The sequence below is a fragment of the Streptomyces sp. NPDC004658 genome (genome assembly GCF_040609555.1).
Lineage (GTDB): Bacteria > Actinomycetota > Actinomycetes > Streptomycetales > Streptomycetaceae > Streptomyces.
Genome location: NZ_JBEXKG010000028.1, coordinates 43,692 through 69,575 on the forward strand (window position 1 = coordinate 43,692; position 25,884 = coordinate 69,575).

Genomic DNA, 25,884 nt, shown 5'->3' on the forward strand with positions numbered 1-25,884 from the left:
CCGGATTTCATCGATCCGGGGCACTTCTCATGAAGAGGGGCAGCGCGACGTCGAACAAGCGTGTAGCTTCCGGGGGCATGAAGGGCGGGGGTGCCGGGGGGACTGGGGGGTTGCTCTATGGGAGTGCGGCTCATGGTCGTGGACGACCATCGGCTGCTCGCGGAGGCGCTGGCGTCCGCGCTCAAGCTGCGCGGGCACCGGGTGCTCGCCGCGGCGGCGCCGGCCGCGGGCGCGGCCGACCTCGTGATCGCGCGGGCGCCCGAGGTGTGCCTGCTGGGCACGGCGGCGCCGGCCGAGCCGGGGGTCTTCGACCCGGTGGTCAAGATCAAGCGGGAGCGTCCGCAGGTGGCGGTGCTGGTGCTGGGCCCGGTGCCGTCACCGCGCGGGATCGCGGCGGCCTTCGCCGCGGGCGCGTCGGGGTACGTGCGGCACGACGAGCGGATCGAGGGCGTCGAGCGGGCCATCATGAAGGCGAGGGCCGGGGAGGCGGCGGTGGCCCCGCAGCTGCTCCAGGGGGCCTTCGGTGAGCTGCTGAATCCGGCCGCACAGCCCGACGACGAGGCCCAGCGGCTGCTGGAGATGCTGACGCCGCGGGAGGTCGAGGTGCTGGTGCGGGTGGCCGACGGGGAGGACACGCGGCGCATCGCGGCGGGCATGGGCATCGCACCGAGCACGGCGCGTACGCATGTCCAGCGGGTGCTGATGAAACTGGGCGTGGGCTCCCGCCTGGAGGCGGCGGCCCTGGCAGCCCGAACGGGCCTGCTGGACCGCGCGGGCCCCGCGCGGGGCGTCGGCGGCCCTGAATAGGCGCCCTTCGCCGGTGGCGGGGTGGAGTCGCTTGCCCGCGCTGACGGGGTGCCGCCTGCGCGGGCATGCCGGCCGACGGTGGCTGCACGTGCCCAGGGGCGCGGGGAACTGCGCGACCAGCCCCCCGCGCGCCCGCAGACGGAGACGGCGCCTACTCGCCGGTCTTCTCCTCCGGCAGACCCTCCGGAGGAAGCGGCGGGGGAGTGGGCCGCAGCTTCAGCCAGGCCAGGAAGAAGATGCCCAGGAGCAGCATGCCGATCCCGGTCCACAGATTGATGTTCACGCCCTCGGCCTTGTCGATCGCGGCCTGCGAGTCGGTGATCCCGGTGATCGTGACGATGACGCCGTAGACCACGAACAGTCCGCCGATGATGCGCCGCAGGTCGAAGATGCGCGCCGCGGTCGCCGACTTGGTCTCCAGCTCGGAGACCTCCCGCAGGACGTCCTGCTCGGTGTAGTGCAGCGGACGCCGGCCCTGCTCGGGGTGCTCAGGATGCTCAGTCATGGTTCCTCGGTCCTCCCGCGTCAGAACGAGAACGGGATGTAGCAGACGGCGGCCAGCACGACCGCGCCCCAGCCCAGCAGGGCCGGCTTGCGGTACCACGCGTCGTCGCCTTCGGCGGGCGGTTCGGTCATGCCGGGGGAGCGGGTGCCGTAGACCAGGCCCTGCAACTCCTCCACCGGCTTCGGCCTGGTGAACAGGGACACCGCGACCATCACCACCGCGCCGGCGACGAAGCCCGCGATGGCGGAGACGAAGTTGGCGCCCTGGTCGGTCGGGATGGAGATGATGTCCTTCTTGTAGAGGACGAAGTAGTTGACCATCGCGGTGACGGTGCCGGCGAGCAGGCCCCAGAACCCGGACTTCGCGGACGCCCGCTTCCAGAACATGCCGACGATGAAGACGACGAACATCGGCACGTTGAAGAAGGAGAACAGCGTCTGGAGGTAGCTCATGATGTTCGAGAACGAGGACGCAAGGAACGCCGTGCCGACGGACGCGCAGACGCCGATCGCGGTGATCAGCCGGCCGAAGCGGACGTAGTAGCCGTCCTCGCGCCCCCGCACCACGTACTTCGCCCAGATGTCGTTGGTGAACACCGTGTTGAAGGACGACACGTTGGCCGCCATGCCCGCCATGAAGGCGGCCAGCAGGCCGGTGACGGCGATGCCGAGCACGCCGTTGGGCAGCAGTTCCTGCATCAGGAAGGGGATGGCGTCGTTGTACTGGTAGCCGGAGCCGGCGGTGCCGAACTTCGGGACGATCGCGGCGGCGACCAGGCCCGGGATCATCACCAGGAAGACGATGAAGATCTTGGGGTAGGCCGCGATGAGCGGGGTGCGCTGACCCGCCGAGAGGTTCTTCGCGGACAGGGCGCGCTGCACCTCGGCGAAGTTGGTGGTCCAGTAGCCGAAGGAGAGCACGAAGCCGAGGCCGAGGACGATGGTCAGCCAGTTCGCGCCGAGTGGGTTGGCGTGCCCGATGCCGGTACCTCCCCAGGCGGTGGTGAAATCGGCGCCGTGGGTGGCGGTGAGCTTGTCGGTCAGCCCGCCCCAGCCGCCGACCTTCTTCAGGCCGAGGATCGTGATCGGGATGAGCGCGGCCAGGATCACGAAGAACTGGAGCACCTCGTTGTAGATCGCCGAGGACAGGCCGCCCAGGGTGATGTACGCGAGGACGAACGCGCCGGCGACGACGATGGCGACCCACTGCGGCCAGCCGAGCAGGGCCTCGACGACGATCGCGAGGGCGTAGAGGTTGACGCCCGCGATCAGGATGGCGGCGAACGCGAACAGGATCGAGCTGAGCAGGTGGGCGCCCCGGTCGAAGCGCAGCAGCAGGAACTCGGGGACCGAGCGGACCTTGCTGCCGTAGTAGAAGGGCATCATCACCAGGCCGAGGAAGACCATGGCGGGGATGGCACCGATCCAGTACCAGTGGACGGTGTAGGCGCCGTACTGGGCGCTGTTCGCGGCCATGCCGAGGATCTCGGTGGCCGCCAGGTTCGCCGAGATGAAGGCGAGGCCGGTGATCCAGGCGGGCAGCGAGCGTCCCGAGAGGAAGAAGTCGAGGCTCGTCTTGACCGAGCGGCGGGCCGCGAAGCCGATGCCCAGGACGACGACGAAGTAGATCGCCAGGATCGTGTAGTCCAGCCAGTTGGTGGGGAGTCGTAGCTCCGCCGCCAGTTGGGTGGGGGCGTATGTGGGGGTTTGCATGAGAACTCGCTTCGTTGCGCGAACTGATCCAGAGCGGAACCTACGCCGCCGTGTTCGATATTTGAACACTTCGACTGGTGTTCTTTGTTTGATTGTGATCGACCGAGGTGTTGTGGAGTTGTGGTCTGTTATGTTTGTTTGTGTTGAGTGATTGGGTGCGGACACACCCGTAGGGCCCGAACAAGGAGTCCGGCGTGAAGAAGACCTCGACCCGGCTGGCCGACGGTCGTGAGCTGATCTACTACGACCTGCGGGACGACACCGTGCGCGACGCGGTCGACCGGCGCCCGCTGGACCGCACGGTCACCACGTCCGAGATCCGCCGCGACCCGCTGCTCGGCGACTCGGTCGCCGTGGCCTCGCACCGCCAGGGCCGCACCTACCACCCGCCGGCCGACGAGTGCCCCCTGTGCCCCACCCGCGGCGACCGGCTCAGCGAGATCCCGGACTCCTCGTACGACGTCGTCGTCTTCGAGAACCGCTTCCCCTCCCTCGCCGGCGACTCCGGCCGCTGCGAGGTCGTCTGCTTCACCTCCGACCACGACGCCTCCTTCGCCGACCTGAGCGTCGAGCAGGCGCGGCTGGTGCTGGACGCGTGGACGGACCGCACGTCGGAGCTGTCGCATCTGCCCTCCGTCGAGCAGGTGTTCTGTTTCGAGAACCGCGGTGCCGAGATCGGTGTGACCCTCGGCCACCCGCACGGACAGATCTACGCCTACCCCTTCACCACGCCGCGCACCGCGCTGATGCTCCGCTCACTCGCCGCGCACAAGGAGGCCACCGGCGGGGAGAACCTGTTCGACGCCGTCCTGGAGCGGGAACTCGCCGGCGAGCGGGTCGTCCTTGAGGGTGAACACTGGGCGGCCTTCGTGCCGTACGCGGCGCACTGGCCGTACGAGGTCCACCTCTACCCCAGGCGCCGCGTGCCCGACCTGCTCGCCCTGGACGAGGCCGCCCGCACAGAATTCCCCCAGGTCTACCTGGAACTCTTGAGGCGCTTCGACCGGATCTTCGGCGAGGGTGAGCCGCCCACGCCGTACATCTCGGGCTGGCACCAGGCCCCGTTCGGCGCGCTGGAGGAGTTCGACGGTGTCACGCGCGACGACTTCGCGCTCCACCTCGAGCTTTTCACCATCCGCCGTACTTCCGGCAAGCTGAAGTTCCTCGCGGGTTCCGAGTCCGGCATGAGCGTGTTCATCAACGACGTGCCGCCGGAGCGCGCGGCCGAGCGACTGCGAGAGGTAGCGAGTTCATGAAGTACCTGGTGACGGGTGGCGCGGGATACGTCGGCAGTGTCGTGGCCCAGCACCTGCTGGAGGCCGGCCACGAGGTCACCGTCCTCGACAACCTCTCCACCGGCTTCCGCGCGGGCGTCCCGGCCGGCGCGGCCTTCATCGAGGGCGACATCCGCGACGCCGCCAAGTGGCTCGACCCCTCCTTCGACGGCGTCCTGCACTTCGCCGCGTTCTCGCAGGTCGGCGAGTCGGTGGTGAAGCCGGAGAAGTACTGGGACAACAACGTCGGCGGCAGCATGGCCCTGCTCGCCGCGATGCGCGAGGCCGGCGTCCGCAAGCTGGTGTTCTCCTCCACGGCCGCCACCTACGGCGAACCGGAGCAGACCCCGATCCGGGAGACCGCCCCCACACGGCCCACCAGCCCCTACGGCGCCTCCAAGCTCGCCGTCGACCACATGATCACCGGCGAGGCGCACGCGCACGGCCTGGCGGCGGTCTCCCTGCGCTACTTCAACGTGGCGGGCGCCTACGGCGCGTACGGCGAGCGCCACGACCCCGAGTCGCACCTGATCCCGCTGGTCCTCCAGGTCGCCCAGGGCCGCCGCGACGCGATCTCGGTGTACGGCGACGACTATCCGACCCCCGACGGCACCTGCGTCCGCGACTACATCCACGTCGCCGACCTGGCCGAGGCCCACCTGCTGGCCGTCCGCGCCGCCACCCCGGGCGAGCACCTGATCTGCAACCTCGGCAACGGCAACGGCTTCTCCGTCCGCCAGGTCATCGAGACCGTCCGCGAGGTCACCGGCCACCCGATCCCCGAGGTGGTCGCGCCGCGCCGGGGCGGCGACCCGGCGGTCCTGGTCGCCTCCGCGGACACCGCCCGCGAGAAACTGGGCTGGAACCCGACCCGCGCGGATCTCGCGGGCATCGTCGCGGACGCGTGGGAGTTCGCGCAGAGCATCACGAGGGAGCACTAGTGGGGGCACAGCAGGTCGCGGAGCGCTTCGCCGAGCTGTACGGGGCCGAGCCGGAGGGCGTGTGGGCGGCGCCCGGCCGGGTCAACCTGATCGGCGAGCACACCGACTACAACGACGGCTTCGTCATGCCGTTCGCGCTGCCGCACCAGGCGGTCGCCGCGGTCTCCCGCCGCGACGACGGCGTCCTGCGCCTGCACTCGGCGGACGTCGAGGGCGGGGCCGCGCGGATCACGGAGCTGCGGCTGGACGCCCTCGCCCCGGGGACCGACCGGGAGTGGACGGCGTACCCGGCGGGCGTGGTCTGGGCGCTGCGCGAGGCGGGTCACGAGGTGACCGGCGCCGACGTCCACCTGGCCTCGACGGTCCCGACGGGCGCGGGCCTGTCCTCGTCGGCCGCGCTGGAGGTCGTGATCGCCCTGGCGCTGAACGACCTGTACGACCTGGGCCTGCCGCGCTGGCGGCTGGCCCGCCTGTGCCAGCGCGCCGAGAACGTCTACGTCGGCGCGCCGACCGGGATCATGGACCAGACGGCGTCGGCCTGCTGCGAGCAGGGCCACGCGCTGTTCCTGGACACCCGCGACCTGTCCCAGCAGCAGATCCCCTTCGACCTCGTGGCCGAGGGCCTGCGCCTGCTGGTGGTCGACACCCGGGTCAAGCACGCCCACAGCGGGGGCGAGTACGGCAAGCGCCGGGCCGGCTGCGAGAAGGGCGCGGCCCTGCTCGGCGTCGACGCCCTGCGGGACATCCCCTACGACGGCCTGGACGCGGCCCTCGCCCGCCTCGGCGACGAGGAGGAGGTCGTCCGCCTGGTCCGCCACGTGGTCACGGAGGACGAACGGGTCGAACGCACCGTCGCCCTCCTGCGGGCCGGCGACACCCGCGCCATCGGCCCGGTCCTCACCGCTGGCCACGCCTCGCTCCGCGACGACTTCCGCATCTCCTGCCCCGAGCTGGACCTGGTCGTCGACACGGCCCTCGGCGCGGGCGCCCTGGGCGCCCGCATGACGGGCGGCGGCTTCGGCGGCTCGGCGATCGTCCTGGCGGAGGCGACGGACGTCGACACCCTGACCAAGGCGGTCGAGGAGGCCTTCGCGGCGTCGGGCTTCACGGCCCCGCGGGTCTTCGAGGCGGTCCCGTCGGCGGGGGCGCTACAGCTCCTGTGAGCCTGGGTCAGCCGAGCCTCTTCGTCAGGACGTACTCCGTGATCCCCGGCGGGTAGTCGGGGATCACGCACACCACCTCGTAGCCCTGTTTCCGGTAGAAGTCCGGGGCCTGGAAGTCCCACGTCTCCAGGCGGGACGCGGTGCAGCCGCGGTCGGCGGCGGCGATGCGCTCGGCCTCCGCGAGCAGGCGGCTGCCGAGGCCCGAGCCGCGGTGCTGGGCGTCCACCCACAGGTAGGTGACGTGCAGCCAGGTCGTCCAGGTGTGGCCGACCAGGCCCCCCGCCAGGCCGCCCGCGGTGTCCAGTGCCCATACGTGGAGGGGCGTGTCGCGTTCGGCGGGCGTGCCGCGCAGCGCGGCCAGCACCGGGGACGCGGCCGTGTTGGTCTCCCACAGCCGTGAGCGGAGCAGTTCCCGTCGTTCTTTGTCGACTTCCGCCTCAATACGAAACATGCGGCACACCATAAACGCGTCGGACGGCCAGTTCTGCGATTCGCCTTCCGCTGCGTGCTCCCATCCGTACTCTGTGGAGCAGCACCGGTGGGGGCCGGTGCCGCTCAGGGGGCGAGACAGGCGGGTACGGCGCCCGCGGTGGGGGTAGCACTGTCCGCAACGGCGGCGGCCGTGCGGCGCGCGTTCCCCTCTCCGCGGGTGTCGTACCCGCGCCGGTCGTCGTTCTCCGGATCCTTTCCGGGCTTTTCCGGACCGGCCAATTCCGGAGCTTTCCGGACCTTGGGTATCCCCTGCTCCACGCGGAGCCTGGGGAAGGGGGTTACGTGGTTCGCATCCGAGTCCTGGTCGTGGACGACCACCGCATCTTCGCCGAGTCGCTCGCCGCCGCCCTGGCCGCCGAGCCCGACGTCGACGTCTTTGCCGCCGGCAGCGGCCCGGCCGCGCTGCGCTGCCTGGAGCGCGCGGCCGGCGAGGGCCGGCGCTACGACGTCCTCCTGGTCGACGCCGACCTGGGCGGCCGGCTGCCCGGCGCCCGCCCGGCCGTACCGGTGCAGGAGGGCGACGAGGAGGGCCTCGTCGACGGGATCTCGCTCGTCACCGGGGTCCGGGCCACCCACCCCGCCGTACGGATCGTCGTGCTCGCGGAGAAGGACGACCCGCGCCGCGCTGCCCTCGCCCTCCAGGCCGGGGCGTCCGGCTGGGTCGCCAAGGACTGCTCGCTGTCCCGGCTGCTGACGGTGATCCGGGGAGTGCTGCGCGACGAGACGCATCTGCCGCCCGCGCTGCTCACCGGCGTGCTGAAGGAGCTGACGGCGGCGCGCAAGCACCGCACCGAGAGCGAGCGGCTGGTGGAGTCCCTCACTCCGCGCGAGCGGGAGGTGCTGCGCTGCATGGTCGCCGGGCTCGGCCGCAAGGCCGTCGCCGAGCGGCTGTTCCTCTCCCCGCACACCGTCCGCACGCACATGCAGAACGTCCTCGGCAAGCTGGGCGTCCACTCCACGCTGGCCGCCGTCGCGCTGGCCCGGCGGGCCGGGGTGGGCCCGGTGGACCTAACCGGGGATGTTGTCGAACGGGGCGGTCAGCTGGCGTAGCAGGCTCGCCAGTTCCGCGCGCTGGGCCCGGGACAGCTCGGCGAGGATCGCCCGTTCCTGCTCCAGCAGGCCGGCCAGCGCCTGGTCCGCGCGGTCGCGGCCCTCGTCGGTCAGCCGCACCAGCACGCCCCGCCGGTCGCTGGGGTCGGGCAGCCGCTCGACCAGGCCCTTCTTCGCCAGCCGGTCGATGCGGTTGGTCATCGTGCCCGAGGTGACCAGGGTCTGGGTGAGCAGCTGGCCGGGCGAGAGCTGGTACGGCGTGCCCGCGCGCCGGAGCGCCGTCAGCACGTCGAACTCCCAGGGCTCCAGCTGGTGCTCGGCGAAGGCGAGCCGGCGGGCGCGGTCGAGGTGCCGGGCGAGTCGGCTCACCCGGCTGAGCACTTCCAGCGGCTCCACGTCGAGGTCCGGGCGCTCCCGGCGCCACGCTGCGACCAGCCGATCGACCTCGTCCTCCATGGAGATCAGTGTAGTGGTTCTGTCGATGTGAAGTCTCTTGATATCGAGCATCTTGACATCGAGAGAGTGGGGCGGGGAAAGTGAGAGGCATGACGACTCCCAGCTGGGACCCCGCCCAGTACCTCCGCCACGCGGGTCACCGGGCCCGTCCCTTCGCCGACCTCCTCGCCCGGATCCCGCGCCTGCCCGGTGACCCGCCCCGCATCGCCGACCTCGGCTGCGGCCCCGGCAACGTCACCGCCCTGCTCGCCGACCGCTGGCCCACCGCCCGCATCACCGGCTACGACAACGCGCCCGAGATGCTCGACAAGGCCCACGTCGACCACGAGGGCCCCACGGCCCAGGGCGGCCGGCTCGACTTCGCCCACGCCGACGTGCGGACCTGGACGCCCGCCGAGCCGTACGACCTGATCGTCTCCAACGCCACCCTCCAGTGGGTGCCGGGCCACGCCGACCGCTTCGCCGACTGGATCGCCGCCCTCCCACCCGGCGGCACCCTCGCCTTCCAGGTCCCGAACAACACCGACGCCCCCCTGCACGCCCTGATGCGCGACCTGGCGGCCACCCCCCGCTGGCGGCACCGCCTCGCCGGCGTCCCGCGCCCGACGGACTCCGTGCACGCCCCCGGCACCTACCTCGACCGCCTCACCCGCCTCGGCTGCGCGGCCGACGTGTGGGAGACGACGTACTACCACGTCCTCCAGGGCGAGGACCCTGTCCTCGACTGGGTGAAGGGCACCGGCCTGCGGCCCGTCCTGACCGCCCTCGCCGACGACCCCGAGGAGCGGGACGCCTTCCTCACCGCCTACCGGGACCTGCTGCGCGAGGCCTACCCGAGCGCACCGTACGGCACGGTCCTGCCGTTCCGGAGGCTGTTCGCCGTGGCCGTGAAGGCGGCCTGAGCACAGGCGGAAGGAGGCCTGAGCATGCTCGTGGCCCTCGACCACGTCCAGCTGGCCGCACCCCCCGGCTCCGAGGACCGGCTGCGCGCCTACCACACCGGTGTCCTCGGCATGACCGAGATCCCCAAACCGCCGGCGCTCGCCGCACGCGGCGGCTGCTGGTTCGAGGCGGGCTTCGTCCGGCTCCACGTCGGGATCCAGGACGACTTCCGGCCCGCGAAGAAGGCCCACCCGGGGCTGCGGGTCCGGGGCATCGAGGCCTGCGCGGCCCGGCTCGCCGCGTTCGGTGCGCCCGTCATCTGGGACGACGGACTCCCCGGCCACCGGCGCTTCCACTCCGAGGACCCCGTCGGCAACCGGCTGGAGTTCCTGGAGCCGGCCCCCTACTAGCGCGTTCAGCTCTTGCGGTGCCCTATCAGGCGCGGCTTCTGCTCCAGACCGTCCAGGCCGTGCCACGCCAGGTTCACCAGATGGGCCGCCACCTCCGCCTTCTTCGGGCGGCGCACGTCCAGCCACCACTGCCCGGTCAGCGCGACCATGCCGACCAGCGCCTGGGCGTACAGGGGGGCGAGCTTGGGATCGAAGCCGCGCGACTTGAACTCGCGGCCCAGGATGTCCTCCACCTGGGTGGCGATGTCCGAGATGAGGGACGCGAAGGAGCCCGTGGACTGGGGGATCGGGGAGTCGCGGACCAGGATGCGGAACCCGTCCGTGTACTCCTCGATGTAGTCCAGGAGGGCGAACGCCGCCTGCTCGCACAGCTCACGCGGGTGGCCGGCCGTCAGCGAGCTGGTGACCATGTCCAGCAGGCGCCGCATCTCGCGGTCCACGACCACCGCGTACAGCCCCTCCTTGCCGCCGAAGTGCTCGTACACCACCGGCTTGGACACCCCGGCCTTCGCCGCGATCTCCTCCACCGACGTGCCCTCGAAGCCCTTGGCGGCGAAGAGGGTGCGACCGATCTCCAGCAGCTGCTGGCGGCGCTCGGCACCGGTCATACGGGTCCGGCGGGTCCGCCGTTGCTTGTCGTTGCCTGAGGTGCTGCTGGAGTCGGTCGCCACGGCGTCAATCATGCCGCCTCGGCCGTCTCCCTCCCGCGCCGGGAGCCGCCTTCCCCGGTGTCACGGCGCGAATCGATACGCGAGCGTGACGGCCAGCGCACGTCGTACGCCCAGCCGAGCAGCTCGAACCAGCGGATGAACCGGGCCGAGGAGTCGATCTGCCCGCGCATCACGCCGTGCCGCGCCGACGTCGGGTCGGCGTGGTGCAGGTTGTGCCAGGACTCCCCGCAGGACAGCACCGCCAGCCACCACACGTTGCCCGAACGGTCCCGGGACTTGAACGGCCGCTTGCCGACCGCGTGGCAGATGGAGTTGATCGACCAGGTCACGTGGTGCAGCAGCGCCACCCGGACGAGTGAACCCCAGAAGAAGGCGGTGAACGCACCCCACCAGGACATCGTCACCAGACCGCCGATCAGCGGCGGCAGCAGCAGCGACACGGCGGTCCACAGCACGAACAGCCGGGAGATCGTCCGGATCGCCGGGTCCTTGATCAGATCCGGCGCGTACTTCTCCTGCGGCGTCTGCTCCTCGTCGAACATCCAGCCGATGTGCGCCCACCACAGGCCCTTCATCAGCGCCGGAACCGTCTCGCCGAACCGCCACGGGGAGTGCGGGTCGCCCTCCGCGTCGGAGAACCGGTGGTGCTTGCGGTGATCGGCCACCCAGCGCACCAGCGGGCCCTCGACCGCCAGCGAGCCCATGATCGCGAGCGCGATCCGCAGCGGCCGCTTCGCCTTGAACGAACCGTGGGTGAAGTACCGGTGGAAACCGATCGTGATGCCGTGGCACCCCAGGAAGTAGAAGAAGACCAGCAGGCCCACGTCGAGCCAGCTCACCCCCCAGCCCCAGGCCAGCGGCACGGCCGCCACCAGTGCCAGGAACGGCACGGTGATGAACAGGAGCAGCGTGATCTGCTCGATCGAACGCTTCTGCTCGCCGCCCAGCGTGGCGGAGGGAGGGGGTGTGTCGGTGGCCTTACGGGCTTCTTCGATCACATCGGAACTTGAGGTCATGCGCGTCCCCTGTGGGGTCGATGGTCGAGGCAGGTGCCGGGCCCCCGGGACCGTACGGGACTCTGCGGTGCTTCCCTACGGTTCCGTAACCTACGGCTACGTAAGTATGGCAGCGTGGCGCGCGGCGGCAAGAGCCCCAGAACCAGCGCGTCCACATGGCCACCTATCCTTGGACTCGGTCGGACAGCGCGGTCCGCTGAAGTTTCCTTCCCGGACCCTCCGGCCCGTATGCGGCACCCGCCGTGTGTGGCAGCCGGTCGGGTTCCCTCCCAGACGAGCTTCAACACTGCAAGGAGCCGCACCTGTGAGCAGTGCCGACGACCAGACCACCACAACCAGCAGCGAGCTGCGCGCCGACATCCGCCGGCTGGGTGATCTCCTGGGGGAGACCCTCGTCCGGCAGGAAGGCCCCGAACTCCTCGAACTGGTCGAGAAGGTCCGCCGCCTCACCCGCGAGGACGGCGACGCCGCCGCCGAGCTGCTGCGCGGCACCGAACTGGAGACCGCGGCCAAGCTGGTGCGCGCCTTCTCCACCTACTTCCACCTCGCCAACATCACCGAACAGGTGCACCGCGGCCGCGAACTGCGCGCCCGGCGCGCCGCCGAGGGCGGCCTGCTCGCCCGCACGGCCGACCGGCTCAAGGACGCCGACCCCGAGCACCTGCGGCAGACCGTCCAGAACCTCAACGTCCGCCCGGTCTTCACCGCGCACCCCACCGAGGCCGCGCGCCGGTCCGTCCTCAACAAGCTGCGCCGCATCGCCGCCCTCCTGGACACCCCCGTCCTCGACACCGACCGCCGCCGCCACGACGTCCGCCTCGCCGAGAACATCGACCTCGTCTGGCAGACCGACGAACTGCGCGTCGTACGCCCCGAACCCGCCGACGAGGCCCGCAACGCGATCTACTACCTGGACGAGCTGCACGCCGACGCCGTCGGAGACGTCCTGGAGGACCTGACCGCCGAACTGGAACGCGTCGGCGTCAGGCTCCCCGACGACACCCGCCCCCTCACCTTCGGCACCTGGATCGGCGGCGACCGCGACGGCAACCCCAACGTCACCCCCCAGGTCACCTGGGACGTCCTCATCCTCCAGCACGAGCACGGCATCAACGACGCCCTGGAGATGATCGACGAGCTGCGCGGCCTGCTCTCCAACTCCATCCGCTACACCGGCGCCACCGAAGAGCTGCTCGACTCCCTCAAGACCGACCTGGAGCTGCTCCCCGAGATCAGCCCCCGCTACAAGCGCCTCAACGCCGAGGAGCCCTACCGGCTCAAGGCCACCTGCATCCGGCAGAAGCTGGAGAACACCAAGCAGCGCCTCGCCAAGGGCACCGCGCACGAGGAAGGCCGCGACTACCTCGGCACCGCAGAGCTGCTGAAGGACCTGCGCATCATCCAGGCCTCCCTGCGCGAGCACCGCGGCGGCCTGTTCGCCGACGGCCGCCTGGCCCGCACCATCCGCACCCTGGCCGCCTTCGGCCTCCAGCTCGCCACCATGGACGTCCGCGAACACGCCGACGCCCACCACCACGCCCTCGGCCAGCTCTTCGACCGGCTCGGCGAGGAGTCCTGGTGCTACGCCGACATGCCCCGCGAGTACCGCGCCAAGCTCCTCGCCAAGGAACTGCGCTCCAGAAGGCCGCTCGCCCCCACCCCGGCCCCCGTCGACGCCGCCGGACAGAAGACCCTCGGCGTCTTCGAGACCGTCAAGCGCGCCCTGGACGTCTTCGGCCCCGAGGTCATCGAGTCCTACATCATCTCCATGTGCCAGGGCGCCGACGACGTCTTCGCCGCCGCCGTCCTCGCCCGCGAGGCCGGCCTGCTCGACCTGCACGCCGGCTGGGCCAAGATCGGCATCGTCCCCCTCCTGGAGACCACCGACGAGCTGAAGGCCGCCGACACCATCCTGGAGGACATGCTCTCCGACCCGTCCTACCGGCGCCTGGTCGCGCTGCGCGGCGACGTCCAGGAGGTCATGCTCGGCTACTCCGACTCCTCCAAGTTCGGCGGCATCACCACCAGCCAGTGGGAGATCCACCGCGCCCAGCGCCGGCTGCGCGACGTCGCCCACCGCTACGGCGTACGCCTGCGCCTCTTCCACGGCCGCGGCGGCACCGTCGGCCGCGGCGGCGGCCCCTCCCACGACGCCATCCTCGCCCAGCCCTGGGGCACCCTGGAGGGCGAGATCAAGGTCACCGAGCAGGGCGAGGTCATCTCCGACAAGTACCTCATCCCCTCCCTCGCCCGGGAGAACCTGGAACTGACCGTCGCGGCCACCCTCCAGGCCTCCGCCCTGCACACCGCGCCCCGCCAGTCCGACGAGGCCCTCGCCCGCTGGGACGCGGCCATGGACGTCGTCTCCGACGCCGCCCACGCCGCCTACCGCCGCCTGGTCGAGGACCCGGACCTGCCGACGTACTTCCTCGCCTCCACGCCCGTCGACCAGCTCGCCGAGCTGCACCTGGGCTCGCGGCCCTCCCGCCGCCCCGGCTCGGGCGTCTCGCTCGACGGTCTGCGCGCCATCCCGTGGGTGTTCGGCTGGACCCAGTCCCGGCAGATCGTGCCCGGCTGGTTCGGCGTCGGCTCCGGCCTCAAGGCGCTGCGGGAAACCGGTCTGGACACCGTGCTCGGCGAGATGCACGAGCAGTGGCACTTCTTCCGCAACTTCATCTCCAACGTCGAGATGACCCTCGCCAAGACGGACCTGCGGATCGCCCAGCACTACGTCGACACCCTCGTCCCCGACGAACTCAAGCACGTCTTCGACACCATCAAGGCCGAACACGAGCTGACCGTCCGCGAGGTCCTGCGCATCACCGGCGAGAAGGAACTCCTCGACGCCCAGCCGGTCCTCAAGCAGACCTTCGCCATCCGCGACGCCTACCTGGACCCGATCTCCTACCTCCAGGTCGCCCTGCTCAAGCGGCAGCGCGACGCCGCGGCGGCCGGCACCGACCCCGACCCGCTGCTCTCCCGCGCCCTGCTGCTCACCGTCAACGGCGTGGCGGCGGGCCTGCGCAACACCGGCTGACCCGCCCGCCCGTGAAGAGAGGGTGCCCCCGAGGTCGTACGACCCCGGGGGCACCCTCTTTTCCCAGTCCTCACTGCACGGCCGCGAACGCCGCCGTCAGCAGCAGCGCACCGAACAGCCCCAGCACCCAGGCCGCCCGGACCAGCCGCATCCCGCCCGCCACGACCACCGAGGCCAGCAGCAGCGCCCCGCCCAGCGGCACCCAGGCGTACAGGATGCCCGCCGGACCGGACCGCACCGCGTCCCCGGTACCGGGCTTCAGCACGACGTCGTACGTCGACCCCGCACGCACCGCCACCGACTTCTCGATCTTCACGCGCGCCCGTGGCCGCGCCCCCGCCGACGTCGGCGTGAACGGCCCCGTACAGGTGTCGTCGGCACAGCCCGTCACCCGGACCGTGCCCGACTCACGCCCCTTCGCCAGCATCACGTGCTGGGCGGTCCCCCAGGACCCCCACACACCGGCGAACACGATCAGCGCGGCGAGCGCACCCATCGCCGCGACCCGCCCGAACCGCAACGCGGACACGGACGCCTGACGAGCGGTACTGGCTGTGGCAGGCATGGCCGGGATCATTGGCCATGTCCCTACGGCCGGTCAACTCCCCGCGGGCCCAAGCCCGGACAAGTCAGGAGTTGTACGTGCCCTGCGCCCGCTCCAGCCCCTCCGTCACCAGACACTCCACCGCGTCCGCCGCACGGTCCACGAACCAGTCCAGCTCCTTGCGCTCCGCCGAGGAGAAGTCCTTCAGCACGAAGTCCGCCACCTGCATCCGGCCCGGCGGCCGGCCGATCCCGCACCGCACCCGGTGGTAGTCCGGCCCCATCGCCTTCGTCATCGACTTCAGACCGTTGTGCCCGTTGTCCCCGCCGCCCAGCTTCAGCCGCAGCGTCCCGTAGTCGATGTCCAGCTCGTCATGGACCGCCACGATGTTCGCCACCGGAACCTTGTAGAAGTCCCGCAGCGCGTTCACCGGACCACCGGACAGGTTCATGTACGACATCGGCTTCGCCAGGACCACCCGGCGGCTCCCCGGCCCCGCCGGACCGATCCGCCCCTCCAGCACCTGCGCCTGCGCCTTGCCCGCCCGCTTGAACTTCCCCCCGATCCGCTCCGCGAGCAGGTCGGCCACCATGAAACCGACGTTGTGCCGGTTCATGGCGTACTCCGGCCCGGGATTGCCGAGCCCGACGATCAGCCAGGGATCACTGGCGGCGGTGGTCACGTCCATGTCTCCTTGATACGCGCCAGCCGCCGCCCCCGGCGAGGGAGGCGGCGGCTGAACAGATGATGACGACGGCGAGGATCAGGCCTCCGCCGCCTCCTCGCCCTCGGCGGCCTCGCCCTCGGTCTCCTCGACCTGGGCCTGCAGGACCTGGATCACCACGGCGTCCTCGTCCACGGCCAGGGACACGCCGTTCGGCAGCGTGATGTCCTTGGCGTGGATGGAGGCACCGGCCGCCAGACCCTCGACGGACACGGTCACGGCCTCGGGGATGTGCGTGGCCTCGGCCTCGACCGGCAGCGCGTCCAGGACGTGCTCCAGCAGGTTGCCGCCCGGGGCCAGCTCGCCCTCGACGTGCACCGGGATCTCGACCGTGACCTTCTCGCCACGCTTGACCAGCAGCAGGTCGACGTGCTCCAGGAAGCCCTTCAGCGGGTCGCGCTGCACGGCCTTCGGGATCGCCAGCTCGTTGGTCTTGCCGTCGATGTCCAGGGAGATCAGGACGTTCGGCGTACGCAGCGCCAGCAGCAGGTCGTGGCCCGGCAGGGTCAGGTGCAGCGGGTCGGAGCCGTGGCCGTACAGAACGACCGGCACCTTGTTGTCACGGCGGATGCGGCGGGCCGCACCCTTGCCGAACTCGGTGCGGGTCTCGGCGCTGAGCTTCACCTCGGACATGTGGATCACTCCTCGTAGGAACTCGGAACGGACGTGGTCACCCGGCCACGAACGGCCTGCTACGAAGAGCGCGTCGATAACGGACCGCCGTACACGAGTACGGCCTCCCTCGCCGAGCAACTGCAGCAGTCTACTCGGAGGGGGAGGCCGTACCCAAAACGATCACCTCAAGGGTGCGAAAGAGGGACGCGCAAAGGGGTGCAGAAACCTCACTGCTCGTCGAAGAGGCTGGTCACCGACCCGTCCTCGAACACCTCACGCACCGCACTCGCGATCGTCGGAGCGATCGACAGCACCTTGATCTTCTCCAGATCCACCGCCAGCTCACCCGGCGTCGGCAGCGTGTTCGTGAACACGAACTCACTCACCCGCGAGTTCTTCAGACGATCGGCAGCCGGACCCGACAGCACACCGTGCGTCGCCGTCACGATGACATCCTCCGCACCATGCGCGAACAGCGCGTCGGCCGCGGCGCAGATCGTGCCACCCGTGTCGATCATGTCGTCCACCAGGACACACACACGACCCTTGACCTCACCCACGACCTCGTGGACGGTCACCTGGTTCGCCACATCCTTGTCACGCCGCTTGTGCACGATCGCCAGCGGCGCACCGAGCCGGTCACACCACCGGTCCGCCACCCGCACCCGGCCCGCGTCCGGCGACACCACCGTCAGCTTCTCCCGGTCCACCTTCGCACCCACGTAGTCCGCCAGCAGCGGCAGCGCGAACAGGTGGTCCACCGGCCCGTCGAAGAAACCCTGGATCTGATCCGTGTGCAGATCCACGGTCAGGATGCGGTCCGCACCCGCCGTCTTCATCAGATCCGCGATCAGACGCGCCGAGATCGGTTCACGACCCCGGTGCTTCTTGTCCTGCCGCGCGTAACCGTAGAACGGCACGATCACAGTGATCGACCGCGCCGAAGCACGCTTCAGCGCATCGATCATGATCAGCTGCTCCATGATCCACTTGTTGATCGGAGCCGTGTGGCTCTGAATCAGGAAGCAGTCCGCACCACGAGCCGACTCCTGGTAACGGACATAGATCTCACCGTTCGCGAAGTCGAAGGCCTTCGTCGGGACGACCCCGACACCCAGCTGCTGGGCGACCTCCTCGGCAAGCTCGGGGTGGGCGCGGCCGGAGAAGAACATCAACTTCTTCTCGCCGGTCGTCTTGATCCCGGTCACAGCACAGTCTCCTCAGAGGTTGTCTCAGCCAGCCGGCTGCTCGGCGACCTCTCGGCTGGGCGTGAGAGGCCGTATCAGCTGGTAAGGGTGCGGGGTGCACACGTGCGGATGTGCACTTATCACGGTACGCCGTGTTTGGCGCACCCGTTTCCGGTCAGTCCTCGCTCCCACCCTGCCCGGACGACGCCTCGGCCGCCTTCGCCGCCGCACTCCCCGGCCGCTTCCGGGCCACCCAACCCTCGATATTCCGCTGCTGACCACGGGCCACGGCCAGCGAACCGGGCGGCACATCCTTCGTGATCACCGACCCGGCGGCGGTGTAGGCACCGTCCCCGACCGTGACAGGAGCCACAAACATGTTGTCCGCACCCGTCCGGCAATGCGACCCCACCGTGGTGTGATGCTTGTCCTGACCGTCATAGTTCACGAACACGCTCGCCGCCCCGATGTTCGTGTACTCACCGATCCTCGCGTCCCCGACATACGACAGGTGCGGCACCTTCGTACCCTCACCGATGGACGCGTTCTTCGTCTCCACGTACGTCCCGATCTTGCCCTTCGCACCCAGCCGGGTCCCCGGCCGCAGATAGGCGTACGGCCCCACGGACGCCTGCGGCCCCACCACCGCCCCGTCCGACACCGTGTTGTCCACCCGCGCCCCCGCACCCACCTCGGTGTCCTTCAGCCGGCTGTTGGGCCCCACCTCGGCACCCTCACCCAGCCGCGTGGACCCCGTCAGCTGCGTCCCCGGATGCACCACCACGTCCCGCTCGAAGGCCACCGTCACATCGACCCACGTGGTCGCCGGGTCGACGATCGTGACCCCCTCCAGCATCGCCCGCTCCAGCAGCCGGTCGTTCAGGATCCGCCGCGCCTCGGCGAGCTGCACCCGGTTGTTGATCCCGGCGATCTCACGGTGATCGGCCGCCACCGACGCCCCCACCCGGTGCCCGGCCTCCCGCAGGATCCCCAGCACGTCCGTGAGGTACTCCTCACCCTGGCTGTTGTCCGTCCGCACCTTCTTCAGCGCGTCCGCCAGCAGCTGCCCGTCGAACGCGAACACACCGCTGTTGATCTCCCGGATCGCCCGCTGCGCCTCGGACGCGTCCTTGTGCTCCACGATCGCCGTGACGGCACCCGTCGCCTCGTCCCGCACGATCCGGCCGTAACCGGTCGCGTCCGGAACCTCGGCCGTCAGCACGGTCACGGCGTTGCCGTCCGCGTGGTGCGTCTCGGCGAGCCGCCGGAGCGTGCCGGCGGTGAGCAGCGGCGTGTCCCCGCACACGACCACGACGGTCCCGTCGACGGACCCGCCCAGCTCCTCCAGGCCCATCCGCACGGCGTGCCCGGTCCCGTTCTGCTCCGCCTGCACGGCGGTCCTGGTGGCCGGGTCGATCTCGGCGAGGTGCGCGGTGACCTGCTCACGGGCGTGGCCCACGACGACGACCAGGTGCTGCGGGTCCAACTCACGGGCGGCGGCCAGCACGTGTCCGACCAGGGAACGGCCGCAGATGTCGTGCAGGACCTTCGGTGTGGCCGACTTCATACGGGTGCCCTCACCCGCTGCGAGAACGACGACGGCGGCCGGGCGGATGGCGCTCACGGGGTTGCCCTTCGGCTGTGGGTGGGTGGGGGTGACAGCCGCAGGATACCGGGGTGGGTTGAGGGGGACATGAGCGCGGGCCCTGACGGTGGTGTCAGGGCCCGGTGGGCGGCTCCCGGGGCAGGAGTCGAACCTGCGTCTTACCTGGATTCAAAGTCCAGTCGCCCCTACCGACAGAGCAACCCGGGATTGCCGCGCTTAGCCTACGTGGTTCGATGATCCGCTGCTACCACCATGCCCGTCCACCAGCCCTCGATACGGCGGTACAGCTCCGCTCCTCGGAGGACGCTGATCACGAGACAGCCCCGGTAGTTCTCGCCCACGTTCTTGCGGACGGTCTTCGGGTTGTGCTTCTTGATAGTCGTCCGCTGGAAGGTGGAGGCGTCGACATCGACGAGGTCGGCCCAGTAGCGCTTGGCTGCCTCGATGTCGCCCGTCGCGTGGATCATCACGCGATATCGGAGACGTTCGCGCTCTACCTCAAGCAGGTCCAGCCAGGCGAGGTAGATCCGGATAACACCAGGGTCGCTGTTGACGAACTGCACACTCTCGCGTCGCGCGTACGGCTTGTCCTTGGCACCCTCGGCCCAGTAGAGGGCGACTCCCGTCATGAAGAGCTCGCGGGCGCTCATGACACCGATCTCGCTCGCGGCGACCATCTTGGTCTTCTGACGCTCCTTGTCCCGTACCGCCAGTTCATGTTCCCAGCGTTTCCGGGCCGCGATCTTTGCCTGCTCCGAGGGGTTCCTGCGTTCCGGTCGAGGCAGATCCCGCACCCACAGTGAGATCGAACTCTTCGAGCAGCCCAGCTCCACCTGGATCCGGTCGTAGGTCCAGCCCTGGAGCCGCAGCTCCCGTGCCCTCTCTCGGAGGTCGTCCTTGGCGTTGGGGCGTTTCGTCCATTCCGGCGGGGGCTCGCCCTCCAGGAGCCTGTTGAGGATGTCGTTGTTGTCGACGTGGAGCCGGTCGCGGATCTGGCGTCGGCTCAGCCCGGCCCGGCGGAGTGCCACGGCCTGCTCTCTGAGTCCCTCGAAGTCGGCGTATTTGCCCGGTGAATGTGCCATACGCATACCGTCCGGACGGAATGTTGGGTTCCGGGGTCGAACGGTGGAGGTTCACCAGTTCGAGGGATAGCGGGTGGTTTCGAGGTCGTTCGGTCACGGAGGGTGGCGTGTGGTGGTAGGCGAAAGTCACCGGAAATGCCGTACCGCTCGCCCGTAGGCTGGAGGCATGACCACGACGGGGGAAGACCACGGGAGGGCGCTGACCGGCCCTTGGTGGTGGGTGAGGCGGCGCAGTGCGGTGTTCGACGGGGGCCTCGCGCTGGTGTCCGCCCTGGAGTGCGCGGCGGAGGGGATTCCGTTCGCGCGGGACGCGGGGATCCCGGCGTCCGTGGGGATCGTGTTCGGTCTGGTCGCCGGCTCGGTGCTGCTGGTGCGCCGTAAGTGGCCGATCGCGGTGGTGCTGGTGGCGATCGCGATCACGCCTGCTCAGATGGGTTTCCTGATGGGCGTGGTCGGTCTGTACACGCTGGCCGCGTGTGAGCTGCCGCGGCGGATCATCGGGGCGTTGTCGGGGATGTCGCTGCTGGGGACGGCGGTGGTGACGTTCGTGCGGGTGCGGCAGGACATGTCGCGCGGGGATCTGACGCTGGGTGACTGGTTCGTGCCGTTCGCGGCGGTGACGACGGCGTTGGGGCTGACGGCTCCGCCGGTGCTGCTGGGTCTGTACGTGGGGGCGCGGCGGCGTTTGATGGAGAGCTTGCGGGAGCGGGCGGACAGTCTGGAGCGGGAGCTTCAGCTGCTCGCGGAGCGGGCGGAGGAGCGGGCGGAGTGGGCCCGTAACGAGGAGCGGACGCGGATCGCGCGGGAGATGCACGACGTGGTCGCGCACCGGGTGAGTCTGATGGTGGTGCACGCGGCGGCGTTGCAGGCGGTGGCCCGGAAGGATCCGGAGAAGGCGGTGCGGAACGCGGCGCTGGTGGGGGACATGGGGCGGCAGGCGCTGACCGAGTTGCGGGAGATGCTGGGGGTGCTGCGGGCGGGGGAGGACGCGGGGCGGCGTGCGGCGTCGGCGCCGTTGGCGGCGGTGGGGGAGGCGGCTGCCGCGGCGGCTTCCCGGGTGGCCGAGGCGGAGGCGGCGGTGGAGGGGCCGTGTCTGTCGGAGCTGGACGAGTTGGTCGGGCAGTCGGCTGCCGCGGGGATGGTGGTGGATCTGTCGGTCGAGGGGGAGGTGCGGTCGTATGCGGCGGAGATCGAGCAGACGGCGTACCGGGTGGTGCAGGAGGCGTTGACGAACGTCCACAAGCATGCGGCGGGTGCGAAGACGCATGTGCGGTTGGCGCACCGGGTGTCGGAGATCGCGATGCAGGTGGAGAACGAGCCGCCGCCGGAGCCGGCGTCGGCGTCGGCGGCGGGGCTGCCGTCGGGTGGTAACGGCCTGGTGGGGATGCGGGAGCGGGTCGTGGCGCTGGGCGGGGTGTTCGTGTCGGGTCCGACGGAGGCGGGGGGTTTCCGGGTGTCGGCGGTGATTCCGGCGGCGTAGGGGGTGGGTGACCTTGTCCCGGCGGGGGCATGCAGGGGGCAGGTCGCCGGGTTTCGGGGCGGGGGCCGGTGGGGGGAGTCGTGGCGTGGGGGATTCTGCTCGGTCTTTGCTGTGCGGTGACGGGGTGCGCCGCCTGGTTCTTCCGCCGGGCGTACCGGCGCTTCGCGGATGCGCCGGTGGGTGCGCGCCCGGAGGGTGTGGAGCCGGGTCTGTACGAGGTGGCGTTCCTCGCGGGCGGGAGTGAGTACGTCGCTCTGACGGCGATGGCGTCGATGCTGCTGGGTGGGCGGCTGTCGGTGCGGGACCAGGTGGTCACGATCACTGATCCGGTGCCGCGGGACGCGGTGGAGGCGGCTGTGATCGGGGTGATCGGTGTGCGGCCCAGGCGCCGGGTGTGGCGGCGGATGGACCGGTTGGTGAGGAGTCCGGCGATCGAGGCGGTCGGTGACCGTCTGGCGGGGTGGGGGCTGGTGGACGGCAGTCCGTCGCGGGGGCGGGTGTGCGATGCGGCCTGTTGGTGGCTGTGGGCGGCTCGCTGGGTGTCGGGGTTGCTGGGGGTGGCGGCGGTGGCTGTCGCGGCGGCGGGGGACGGGCCGGTGTGGGTCGTGGTGGCGGTCGTGGTGGTGGTGATGGCCTTCGGCGCGGGCGCCCATCGGCATGAGGGCGTGTGGTCCGGGCGGGTGTCGCCGGCGGGGCGTGCGGCGCTTGCCGCGCACGAGGCGCGGTTGCCGAGCGGGGTGTGGGCGCCGGCGGGGAACGACGGGTTGCGCGGGGAGGCGGCCGTACGTCTGGGGAAGGCGGCTCGGGGCTGGATGTACGACGAGCTGGGGCGTTTGCGGGATGCGACGCGGTGGCCTTCGTCGGGGTCCGGGGATGTGGGCTTCGAGGATCCGCCGGGGCTGGGCGGGCTGTAGGTGTGCCGGTGCCGGAGGGCGGCCGGTGGTGTGGTGCTGGCCGGGGTGTCAGCCGGCTGTGAGGCGGACGGGTTGGATGCCGGTGATGAGGGTGGACAGGGCGTGGTCGATGTCGGGGCCGAGGTACCAGTCGCCGGTGTGGTCGATGGTGTAGACGCGGCCTTCGGCGTCGATGGCGAGGAGGGCGGCGTTGTCGGTCTCCTGGCCGAGGGGGCTGAGTTCGGTGCCGAGGGCGCGGCCGAGGTCGCCGAGGGTGCGGGCGTGGTGGAGGCCGTGGAGGGGGTCGACGTGGAGGCCGGCGGGGGCGATCTGGCGGCCGGGGCCGGTGGGGCTGATGCTGAGGCCGCCGAATTCGGCCCAGGCTTCGACGGCGGCGGGGAACACGGTGTGCCGGTGTCCGGCGGGTGAGGTGTGTTCGCGCAGGGCGTCGGCCCAGATCTCGGCCTGCTTTATGTCCCAGCGTCCGGGTTGCCAGCCGGCGGCGCGCAGGGCGGCGTCGACGGGTACGGGGAAGCGCGTGGTCGAGGTGCGGTCGGGGTGCATCTGCCCTTCGATCGTCGTGCGTGCTGGTGGTTCCGGTGGTGCGGGTGGGTCAGTCGTCGGTCGCGGTGGGGTCGACGATGCGGACGCCGAAGTGGGCGCTGAGGGCGGTGCAGGCGCGGCAGGGGGCGGCGAAGCTGCCGTGGAGGGGGTCGCCGTCCTCGCGTATGCGGCGGGCGGTGAGTTTGGCGTGTTTGAGGGCTTTGCGGGCTTCGCCGTTGGTCATGGGCCGACGGGCGGCGCGTTTGCTGCGGGCGGCGTCGGCGGCGGCGATGTGCCGGGAGATGAGGATGGTCTCGGCGCAGCGGCCGGTGAAGCGGTCGCGTTGGTCGCTGGTGAGGGTGTCGAGGAAGTCCTGGACGAGGGGGTGCAGGGCCGGGGGCTGGTCGCTGCGGGCGGCGGTGCCGGTGAGGGTGGTGCCGCGGACGGAGAGGGCGGCGGCGACGGTGGGGAGGATGCCGTCGCGGCGGTGCCGGAGGGTGGGGGCGGGGGGTGTGTCGGTGCCGCTCCAGTCGATGCGAGGGTCGCCGGCCCGCACGTCGGTACCTCCGGTCTGCAGAGTATTCATGATCGTTCTTCCCTCCCCGGGCATCCCCCCGAAGGACACAGGGTGCCAAATGCCGTGGCTGGTGGGGAAGCTGGGTCGGTGCGACACGCCCGTGTCGGGGCGGGTTGTGACGGTGGGGTGACGGCTGGTCACGGTGATGGGGGACGGGGGTGCTCGTGGGGCGTGCGGGGGCCGGGGTGGGGATGTGGTGGGCCGGTGACCGGGGTTGGCGTACCGCATAGGCTGTCGCCATCCGCGATCGACACCGCCGTTCAGGCCTAAGAGAACGCCGCAGGGGGCAACCGCCATGACGACAGGTCGGCTCGGGCTGGGTACACCGCCCAGCGGCCAGGCCGGTGGACAAGCCGCGCCGCCGAACGCGGCCTACGCCGGGCAGGTCGTGCACTTTCCGGATCCGGTGCGGGCGGCACGTCACCCGAGAGGGGTACGGGTCGATGAGCGGGGGTACCCCGATTTCTCGCCGTACGCGCGCGTGGCGGTGGAGATCGCCGAGCCGCCGGAGGGCTTCGGGGTCGACGAGTTGCGGCTGACGGACTATGTGTCGGCGAACGCGGCGCTGGCGGCGGCGGGGCACGAGTTGTGGGACACGGTGCCGGATGTGGCGACGCCGCACGGCTGGACGTGGCATCACGTGGCGGGTACGCGGCGGCTGGAGCTGGTGCCGGTCGAGGTGAAGGCGCTGCTGCGGCATCACGGTGGGGTGGCGACGGCGCCGGTGGACCACGGCAAGCGCGGTACGCGGCCGTTGCAGGAGTCGCGGCCGGCGCATTTCGGGTTGCCGAAGTCGGGTGTGGCCGTGACGGAGGCGCAGGTGATGGGGGTCGAGGAGGATCTCGGCTACCGGCTGCCGGGTGCCTACCGCTCGTTCCTGAAGGCGGCGGGTGGCTGTGCGCCGGTCGGCACGGCGCTGGACGCCGAGTTGGGGCTGCTGCTGGACCAGCCGTTCTTCACGGTGCGGGACGAGGCGGCGGTCAATGACCTGGTGTACGTGAACAAGTGCCTGCGCGACCATCTGACGAAGGACTACCTCGGGGTGACGTTCGTGCAGGGCGGGCTGCTCGCGGTGAAGGTGAAGGGCGAGCGGGTCGGTTCGGTGTGGTTCTGCGCGTACGACGATGTGCGGGACGTGGATCCGTCGTGGTCGCCGGCGGAGCGGGTGGAGCGTCTGCTGCTGCCGTGCGGCGACGACTTCGACGCGTTCCTGTCCCGGCTGGCCGGCAGTCCGCCGGAGCTGGAGACGGTGGCCCATCTGATGGTGGACGGCGGTTTCGCGCGTGTCGTCCCGGTGTCTTCCGGCTCGGCGTCTTCCGGTCCGGTGGGGGAGTGAGCTTCAGGCGATGGTGACGTACGCGCAGGCGCAGGAGCGCGCCGAGGAGTGGATCAACGGCGACGTGCCCGCGTACCAGCACCGTGAGGTGCGGGTGCGGGAGTTCGAGCTGGGGTTCGTGGTGTGGGGGGAGGACCGGGCGGAGGGCCCGCGTTCGGACGCGGGCGGCCAGCGGCTGGTCATCGCCCGGGACAGCGGGGAGGCGACGCTGTGGCCCGCGCTGCCGGTGGGTGAGGTGATCCGCCGGTACGAGGAGGAGTACGGCCGTGCGGACGAGCCGCGGGACGCGGTGCCGGCGCCTGCCGCGGCGCGGCTGGACCTGAACCAGACGTCGTTCCTGCTGACGCCTCCGGAGTGGTTGCAGGAGGCGGCGGACAGGCTGGGGCTGGGCGAGCGGACCGAGGGTGCGGGTTCGCCGGTTCCGGCCGCGGGGGCGTCCGCCGAGCCGGGTTCGGCTGCGGCCGGGGAGGTCGCTGACGCGGGTTCGGCGCGCGGTGCGGCGCCGGATGCGGCTTCCTCCCAGGGGGCCGGTCCGGCCCGGACACAGGCCGGGGTGCCGACGGCGGAGGTGCCCGCGGGGGCGACGCCGTGGGCCGGTACCGACACGAACGCGGGGCCCGGTGAGGACGACCGTTCGGTGCCGCTGCCCGCGACGGTGTTCGCGCCGCCGTTGAGCGACGCGGAGGAGGCACCGCGTCCGCCGGCGGCCGCGCCGGACGCGCCGACCGCGCTGATGTCGGGCGGTAGCCAGCTGCCGCCGACGGCGGTCGCACCGGCGCTGGACCTGCCGGGTGGGCAGGGGGGCGCACCCGGGGCGCTAACAATCTGTGCAATTCGGACACGCGATCGATCATCCGAAGATCAAGTCGGTTCGAGCGGAG

Annotated in this window: 25 protein-coding genes, 1 tRNA gene and 1 pseudogene; 12 read left to right on the forward strand and 15 right to left on the reverse strand. The window is 70.9% G+C overall.

Annotation, left to right across the window (positions count from 1 at the left end; translation table 11 throughout):
• Nucleotides 1–117 precede the first annotated feature (117 nt).
• Nucleotides 118–807, forward strand: a complete 690-nt coding sequence (locus tag ABZV94_RS13185) for a response regulator transcription factor (RefSeq protein WP_356340295.1) — start codon at nt 118–120, stop codon at nt 805–807.
• Nucleotides 808–958: 151 nt separating this feature from the next.
• Here the strand turns inward: ABZV94_RS13185 and ABZV94_RS13190 are convergent, their stop codons facing one another.
• Entirely contained in the window at nt 959–1,312 is a 354-nt protein-coding gene (locus ABZV94_RS13190; protein ID WP_356340296.1) for a hypothetical protein, read from the reverse strand.
• A gap of 20 nt (nt 1,313–1,332) precedes the next feature.
• The gene (locus ABZV94_RS13195; RefSeq protein ID WP_356340297.1) at nt 1,333–3,024 is read right to left on the reverse strand and encodes a sodium:solute symporter family protein; all 1,692 of its coding nucleotides are present in this window, start codon (nt 3,022–3,024) and stop codon (nt 1,333–1,335) included.
• A 194-nt stretch (nt 3,025–3,218) separates the two neighbouring features.
• Here ABZV94_RS13195 and galT point away from each other — a divergent pair, with 194 nt between their 5' ends.
• From galT to galK, 3 genes are read left to right on the forward strand one after another with little or no spacing between them, the layout of a single operon-like run.
• Nucleotides 3,219–4,280: a galactose-1-phosphate uridylyltransferase gene (gene galT, locus ABZV94_RS13200; RefSeq protein WP_356340298.1), complete on the forward strand. Its 1,062-nt coding sequence runs from the start codon at nt 3,219–3,221 to the stop codon at nt 4,278–4,280.
• Nucleotides 4,277–5,239, forward strand: coding sequence for a UDP-glucose 4-epimerase GalE (gene galE / locus ABZV94_RS13205; RefSeq protein ID WP_356340300.1), 963 nt, complete (start codon nt 4,277–4,279; stop codon nt 5,237–5,239). The genes galT and galE overlap by 4 nt, the downstream gene beginning before the upstream one ends.
• Nucleotides 5,239–6,402, forward strand: coding sequence for a galactokinase (galK, locus tag ABZV94_RS13210; RefSeq protein WP_356340301.1), 1,164 nt, complete (start codon nt 5,239–5,241; stop codon nt 6,400–6,402). The genes galE and galK overlap by 1 nt, the downstream gene beginning before the upstream one ends.
• A 7-nt stretch (nt 6,403–6,409) precedes the next feature.
• On the opposite strand, the gene ABZV94_RS13215 is transcribed toward galK, so the two are convergent.
• Nucleotides 6,410–6,853: an N-acetyltransferase gene (locus tag ABZV94_RS13215; protein WP_356340303.1), complete on the reverse strand. Its 444-nt coding sequence runs from the start codon at nt 6,851–6,853 to the stop codon at nt 6,410–6,412.
• A gap of 323 nt (nt 6,854–7,176) precedes the next feature.
• Here ABZV94_RS13215 and ABZV94_RS13220 point away from each other — a divergent pair, with 323 nt between their 5' ends.
• Nucleotides 7,177–7,944: a response regulator transcription factor gene (locus tag ABZV94_RS13220; RefSeq protein WP_356340304.1), complete on the forward strand. Its 768-nt coding sequence runs from the start codon at nt 7,177–7,179 to the stop codon at nt 7,942–7,944.
• On the opposite strand, the gene tamR is transcribed toward ABZV94_RS13220, so the two are convergent.
• Nucleotides 7,903–8,400 (reverse strand): MarR family transcriptional regulator TamR, encoded by a 498-nt coding sequence (gene tamR / locus ABZV94_RS13225; protein WP_030650532.1) that lies wholly within the window; start codon nt 8,398–8,400, stop codon nt 7,903–7,905. The genes ABZV94_RS13220 and tamR overlap by 42 nt on opposite strands.
• A gap of 89 nt (nt 8,401–8,489) precedes the next feature.
• Here tamR and ABZV94_RS13230 point away from each other — a divergent pair, with 89 nt between their 5' ends.
• Together ABZV94_RS13230 and ABZV94_RS13235 are read left to right on the forward strand one after the other, a co-directional pair.
• Nucleotides 8,490–9,302: a trans-aconitate 2-methyltransferase gene (locus ABZV94_RS13230; RefSeq protein ID WP_356340306.1), complete on the forward strand. Its 813-nt coding sequence runs from the start codon at nt 8,490–8,492 to the stop codon at nt 9,300–9,302.
• Nucleotides 9,303–9,326: 24 nt separating this feature from the next.
• The gene (locus ABZV94_RS13235; protein ID WP_356340307.1) at nt 9,327–9,692 is read left to right on the forward strand and encodes a glyoxalase; all 366 of its coding nucleotides are present in this window, start codon (nt 9,327–9,329) and stop codon (nt 9,690–9,692) included.
• Between the two features lie 5 nt (nt 9,693–9,697).
• Here the strand turns inward: ABZV94_RS13235 and ABZV94_RS13240 are convergent, their stop codons facing one another.
• Both ABZV94_RS13240 and ABZV94_RS13245 read right to left on the reverse strand, forming a co-directional pair.
• The gene (locus tag ABZV94_RS13240; protein WP_014673198.1) at nt 9,698–10,375 is read right to left on the reverse strand and encodes a TetR/AcrR family transcriptional regulator; all 678 of its coding nucleotides are present in this window, start codon (nt 10,373–10,375) and stop codon (nt 9,698–9,700) included.
• Nucleotides 10,372–11,379, reverse strand: a complete 1,008-nt coding sequence (locus ABZV94_RS13245) for an acyl-CoA desaturase (protein WP_356340309.1) — start codon at nt 11,377–11,379, stop codon at nt 10,372–10,374. The genes ABZV94_RS13240 and ABZV94_RS13245 overlap by 4 nt, the downstream gene beginning before the upstream one ends.
• A 304-nt stretch (nt 11,380–11,683) precedes the next feature.
• Here ABZV94_RS13245 and ppc point away from each other — a divergent pair, with 304 nt between their 5' ends.
• Nucleotides 11,684–14,416 carry a phosphoenolpyruvate carboxylase gene (gene ppc, locus ABZV94_RS13250; RefSeq protein ID WP_356340310.1) on the forward strand — a complete coding sequence of 911 codons (2,733 nt, stop codon included), beginning with the start codon at nt 11,684–11,686 and terminating at the stop codon, nt 14,414–14,416.
• Nucleotides 14,417–14,486: 70 nt separating this feature from the next.
• Here ppc and ABZV94_RS13255 read toward each other — a convergent pair whose 3' ends face one another.
• From ABZV94_RS13255 to ABZV94_RS13285, 7 genes are all read right to left on the reverse strand, one after another.
• Entirely contained in the window at nt 14,487–14,981 is a 495-nt protein-coding gene (locus ABZV94_RS13255; protein ID WP_356340312.1) for a hypothetical protein, read from the reverse strand.
• Nucleotides 14,982–15,045: 64 nt separating this feature from the next.
• Nucleotides 15,046–15,648: an aminoacyl-tRNA hydrolase gene (gene pth / locus ABZV94_RS13260; RefSeq protein ID WP_356340313.1), complete on the reverse strand. Its 603-nt coding sequence runs from the start codon at nt 15,646–15,648 to the stop codon at nt 15,046–15,048.
• A gap of 75 nt (nt 15,649–15,723) precedes the next feature.
• The gene (locus ABZV94_RS13265) at nt 15,724–16,317 is read right to left on the reverse strand and encodes a 50S ribosomal protein L25/general stress protein Ctc (RefSeq protein ID WP_356340314.1); all 594 of its coding nucleotides are present in this window, start codon (nt 16,315–16,317) and stop codon (nt 15,724–15,726) included.
• 209 nt (nt 16,318–16,526) lie between these two features.
• A complete protein-coding gene (locus ABZV94_RS13270; protein WP_356340316.1) occupies nt 16,527–17,507 on the reverse strand; it encodes a ribose-phosphate diphosphokinase in 981 nt (326 codons plus the stop codon).
• 154 nt (nt 17,508–17,661) lie between these two features.
• Complete coding sequence (gene glmU, locus ABZV94_RS13275) at nt 17,662–19,110, reverse strand: bifunctional UDP-N-acetylglucosamine diphosphorylase/glucosamine-1-phosphate N-acetyltransferase GlmU (protein WP_356340317.1); 1,449 nt, start codon at nt 19,108–19,110, stop codon at nt 17,662–17,664.
• 112 nt (nt 19,111–19,222) lie between these two features.
• Nucleotides 19,223–19,299, reverse strand: a tRNA-Gln gene (locus tag ABZV94_RS13280).
• 14 nt (nt 19,300–19,313) lie between these two features.
• Complete coding sequence (locus tag ABZV94_RS13285; protein ID WP_356340318.1) at nt 19,314–20,174, reverse strand: hypothetical protein; 861 nt, start codon at nt 20,172–20,174, stop codon at nt 19,314–19,316.
• A 166-nt stretch (nt 20,175–20,340) separates the two neighbouring features.
• On the opposite strand from ABZV94_RS13285, the gene ABZV94_RS13290 reads away from it, so the two are divergent.
• Together ABZV94_RS13290 and ABZV94_RS13295 are read left to right on the forward strand one after the other, a co-directional pair.
• Nucleotides 20,341–21,654: a histidine kinase gene (locus ABZV94_RS13290; RefSeq protein ID WP_356340320.1), complete on the forward strand. Its 1,314-nt coding sequence runs from the start codon at nt 20,341–20,343 to the stop codon at nt 21,652–21,654.
• Nucleotides 21,655–21,683: 29 nt separating this feature from the next.
• Nucleotides 21,684–22,568: a TIGR04222 domain-containing membrane protein gene (locus ABZV94_RS13295; RefSeq protein ID WP_356340321.1), complete on the forward strand. Its 885-nt coding sequence runs from the start codon at nt 21,684–21,686 to the stop codon at nt 22,566–22,568.
• A gap of 48 nt (nt 22,569–22,616) precedes the next feature.
• Here ABZV94_RS13295 and ABZV94_RS13300 read toward each other — a convergent pair whose 3' ends face one another.
• On the reverse strand, nt 22,617–23,111 hold the full coding sequence (locus ABZV94_RS13300; protein WP_356340322.1) for an SUKH-3 domain-containing protein: 495 nt from the start codon (nt 23,109–23,111) through the stop codon (nt 22,617–22,619).
• Between the two features lie 49 nt (nt 23,112–23,160).
• Nucleotides 23,161–23,676 (reverse strand): YwqJ-related putative deaminase, encoded by a 516-nt coding sequence (locus tag ABZV94_RS13305; RefSeq protein WP_356340324.1) that lies wholly within the window; start codon nt 23,674–23,676, stop codon nt 23,161–23,163.
• A gap of 286 nt (nt 23,677–23,962) precedes the next feature.
• On the opposite strand from ABZV94_RS13305, the gene ABZV94_RS13310 reads away from it, so the two are divergent.
• Both ABZV94_RS13310 and ABZV94_RS13315 read left to right on the forward strand, forming a co-directional pair.
• Entirely contained in the window at nt 23,963–25,003 is a 1,041-nt protein-coding gene (locus ABZV94_RS13310) for an HNH endonuclease (RefSeq protein ID WP_356340326.1), read from the forward strand.
• Nucleotides 25,004–25,013: 10 nt separating this feature from the next.
• Nucleotides 25,014–25,884, forward strand: a pseudogene (locus ABZV94_RS13315) (hypothetical protein); the annotation flags it as partial.

Coding starts and splice junctions, on each gene's coding strand:
- ABZV94_RS13185 (WP_356340295.1), top strand. CDS start 118: ATGGGAGTGCGGCTCATGGTCGTGGACGACCATCGGCTGCTCGCGGAG.
- ABZV94_RS13190 (WP_356340296.1), bottom strand. CDS start 1,312: ATGACTGAGCATCCTGAGCACCCCGAGCAGGGCCGGCGTCCGCTGCAC.
- ABZV94_RS13195 (WP_356340297.1), bottom strand. CDS start 3,024: ATGCAAACCCCCACATACGCCCCCACCCAACTGGCGGCGGAGCTACGA.
- galE (WP_356340300.1), top strand. CDS start 4,277: ATGAAGTACCTGGTGACGGGTGGCGCGGGATACGTCGGCAGTGTCGTG.
- ABZV94_RS13215 (WP_356340303.1), bottom strand. CDS start 6,853: ATGTTTCGTATTGAGGCGGAAGTCGACAAAGAACGACGGGAACTGCTC.
- tamR (WP_030650532.1), bottom strand. CDS start 8,400: ATGGAGGACGAGGTCGATCGGCTGGTCGCAGCGTGGCGCCGGGAGCGC.
- ABZV94_RS13230 (WP_356340306.1), top strand. CDS start 8,490: ATGACGACTCCCAGCTGGGACCCCGCCCAGTACCTCCGCCACGCGGGT.
- ABZV94_RS13235 (WP_356340307.1), top strand. CDS start 9,327: ATGCTCGTGGCCCTCGACCACGTCCAGCTGGCCGCACCCCCCGGCTCC.
- ABZV94_RS13240 (WP_014673198.1), bottom strand. CDS start 10,375: ATGATTGACGCCGTGGCGACCGACTCCAGCAGCACCTCAGGCAACGAC.
- ABZV94_RS13245 (WP_356340309.1), bottom strand. CDS start 11,379: ATGACCTCAAGTTCCGATGTGATCGAAGAAGCCCGTAAGGCCACCGAC.
- ABZV94_RS13255 (WP_356340312.1), bottom strand. CDS start 14,981: ATGCCTGCCACAGCCAGTACCGCTCGTCAGGCGTCCGTGTCCGCGTTG.
- pth (WP_356340313.1), bottom strand. CDS start 15,648: ATGGACGTGACCACCGCCGCCAGTGATCCCTGGCTGATCGTCGGGCTC.
- ABZV94_RS13265 (WP_356340314.1), bottom strand. CDS start 16,317: ATGTCCGAGGTGAAGCTCAGCGCCGAGACCCGCACCGAGTTCGGCAAG.
- ABZV94_RS13285 (WP_356340318.1), bottom strand. CDS start 20,174: ATGGCACATTCACCGGGCAAATACGCCGACTTCGAGGGACTCAGAGAG.
- ABZV94_RS13290 (WP_356340320.1), top strand. CDS start 20,341: ATGACCACGACGGGGGAAGACCACGGGAGGGCGCTGACCGGCCCTTGG.
- ABZV94_RS13295 (WP_356340321.1), top strand. CDS start 21,684: ATGCAGGGGGCAGGTCGCCGGGTTTCGGGGCGGGGGCCGGTGGGGGGA.
- ABZV94_RS13300 (WP_356340322.1), bottom strand. CDS start 23,111: ATGCACCCCGACCGCACCTCGACCACGCGCTTCCCCGTACCCGTCGAC.
- ABZV94_RS13305 (WP_356340324.1), bottom strand. CDS start 23,676: ATGAATACTCTGCAGACCGGAGGTACCGACGTGCGGGCCGGCGACCCT.
- ABZV94_RS13310 (WP_356340326.1), top strand. CDS start 23,963: ATGACGACAGGTCGGCTCGGGCTGGGTACACCGCCCAGCGGCCAGGCC.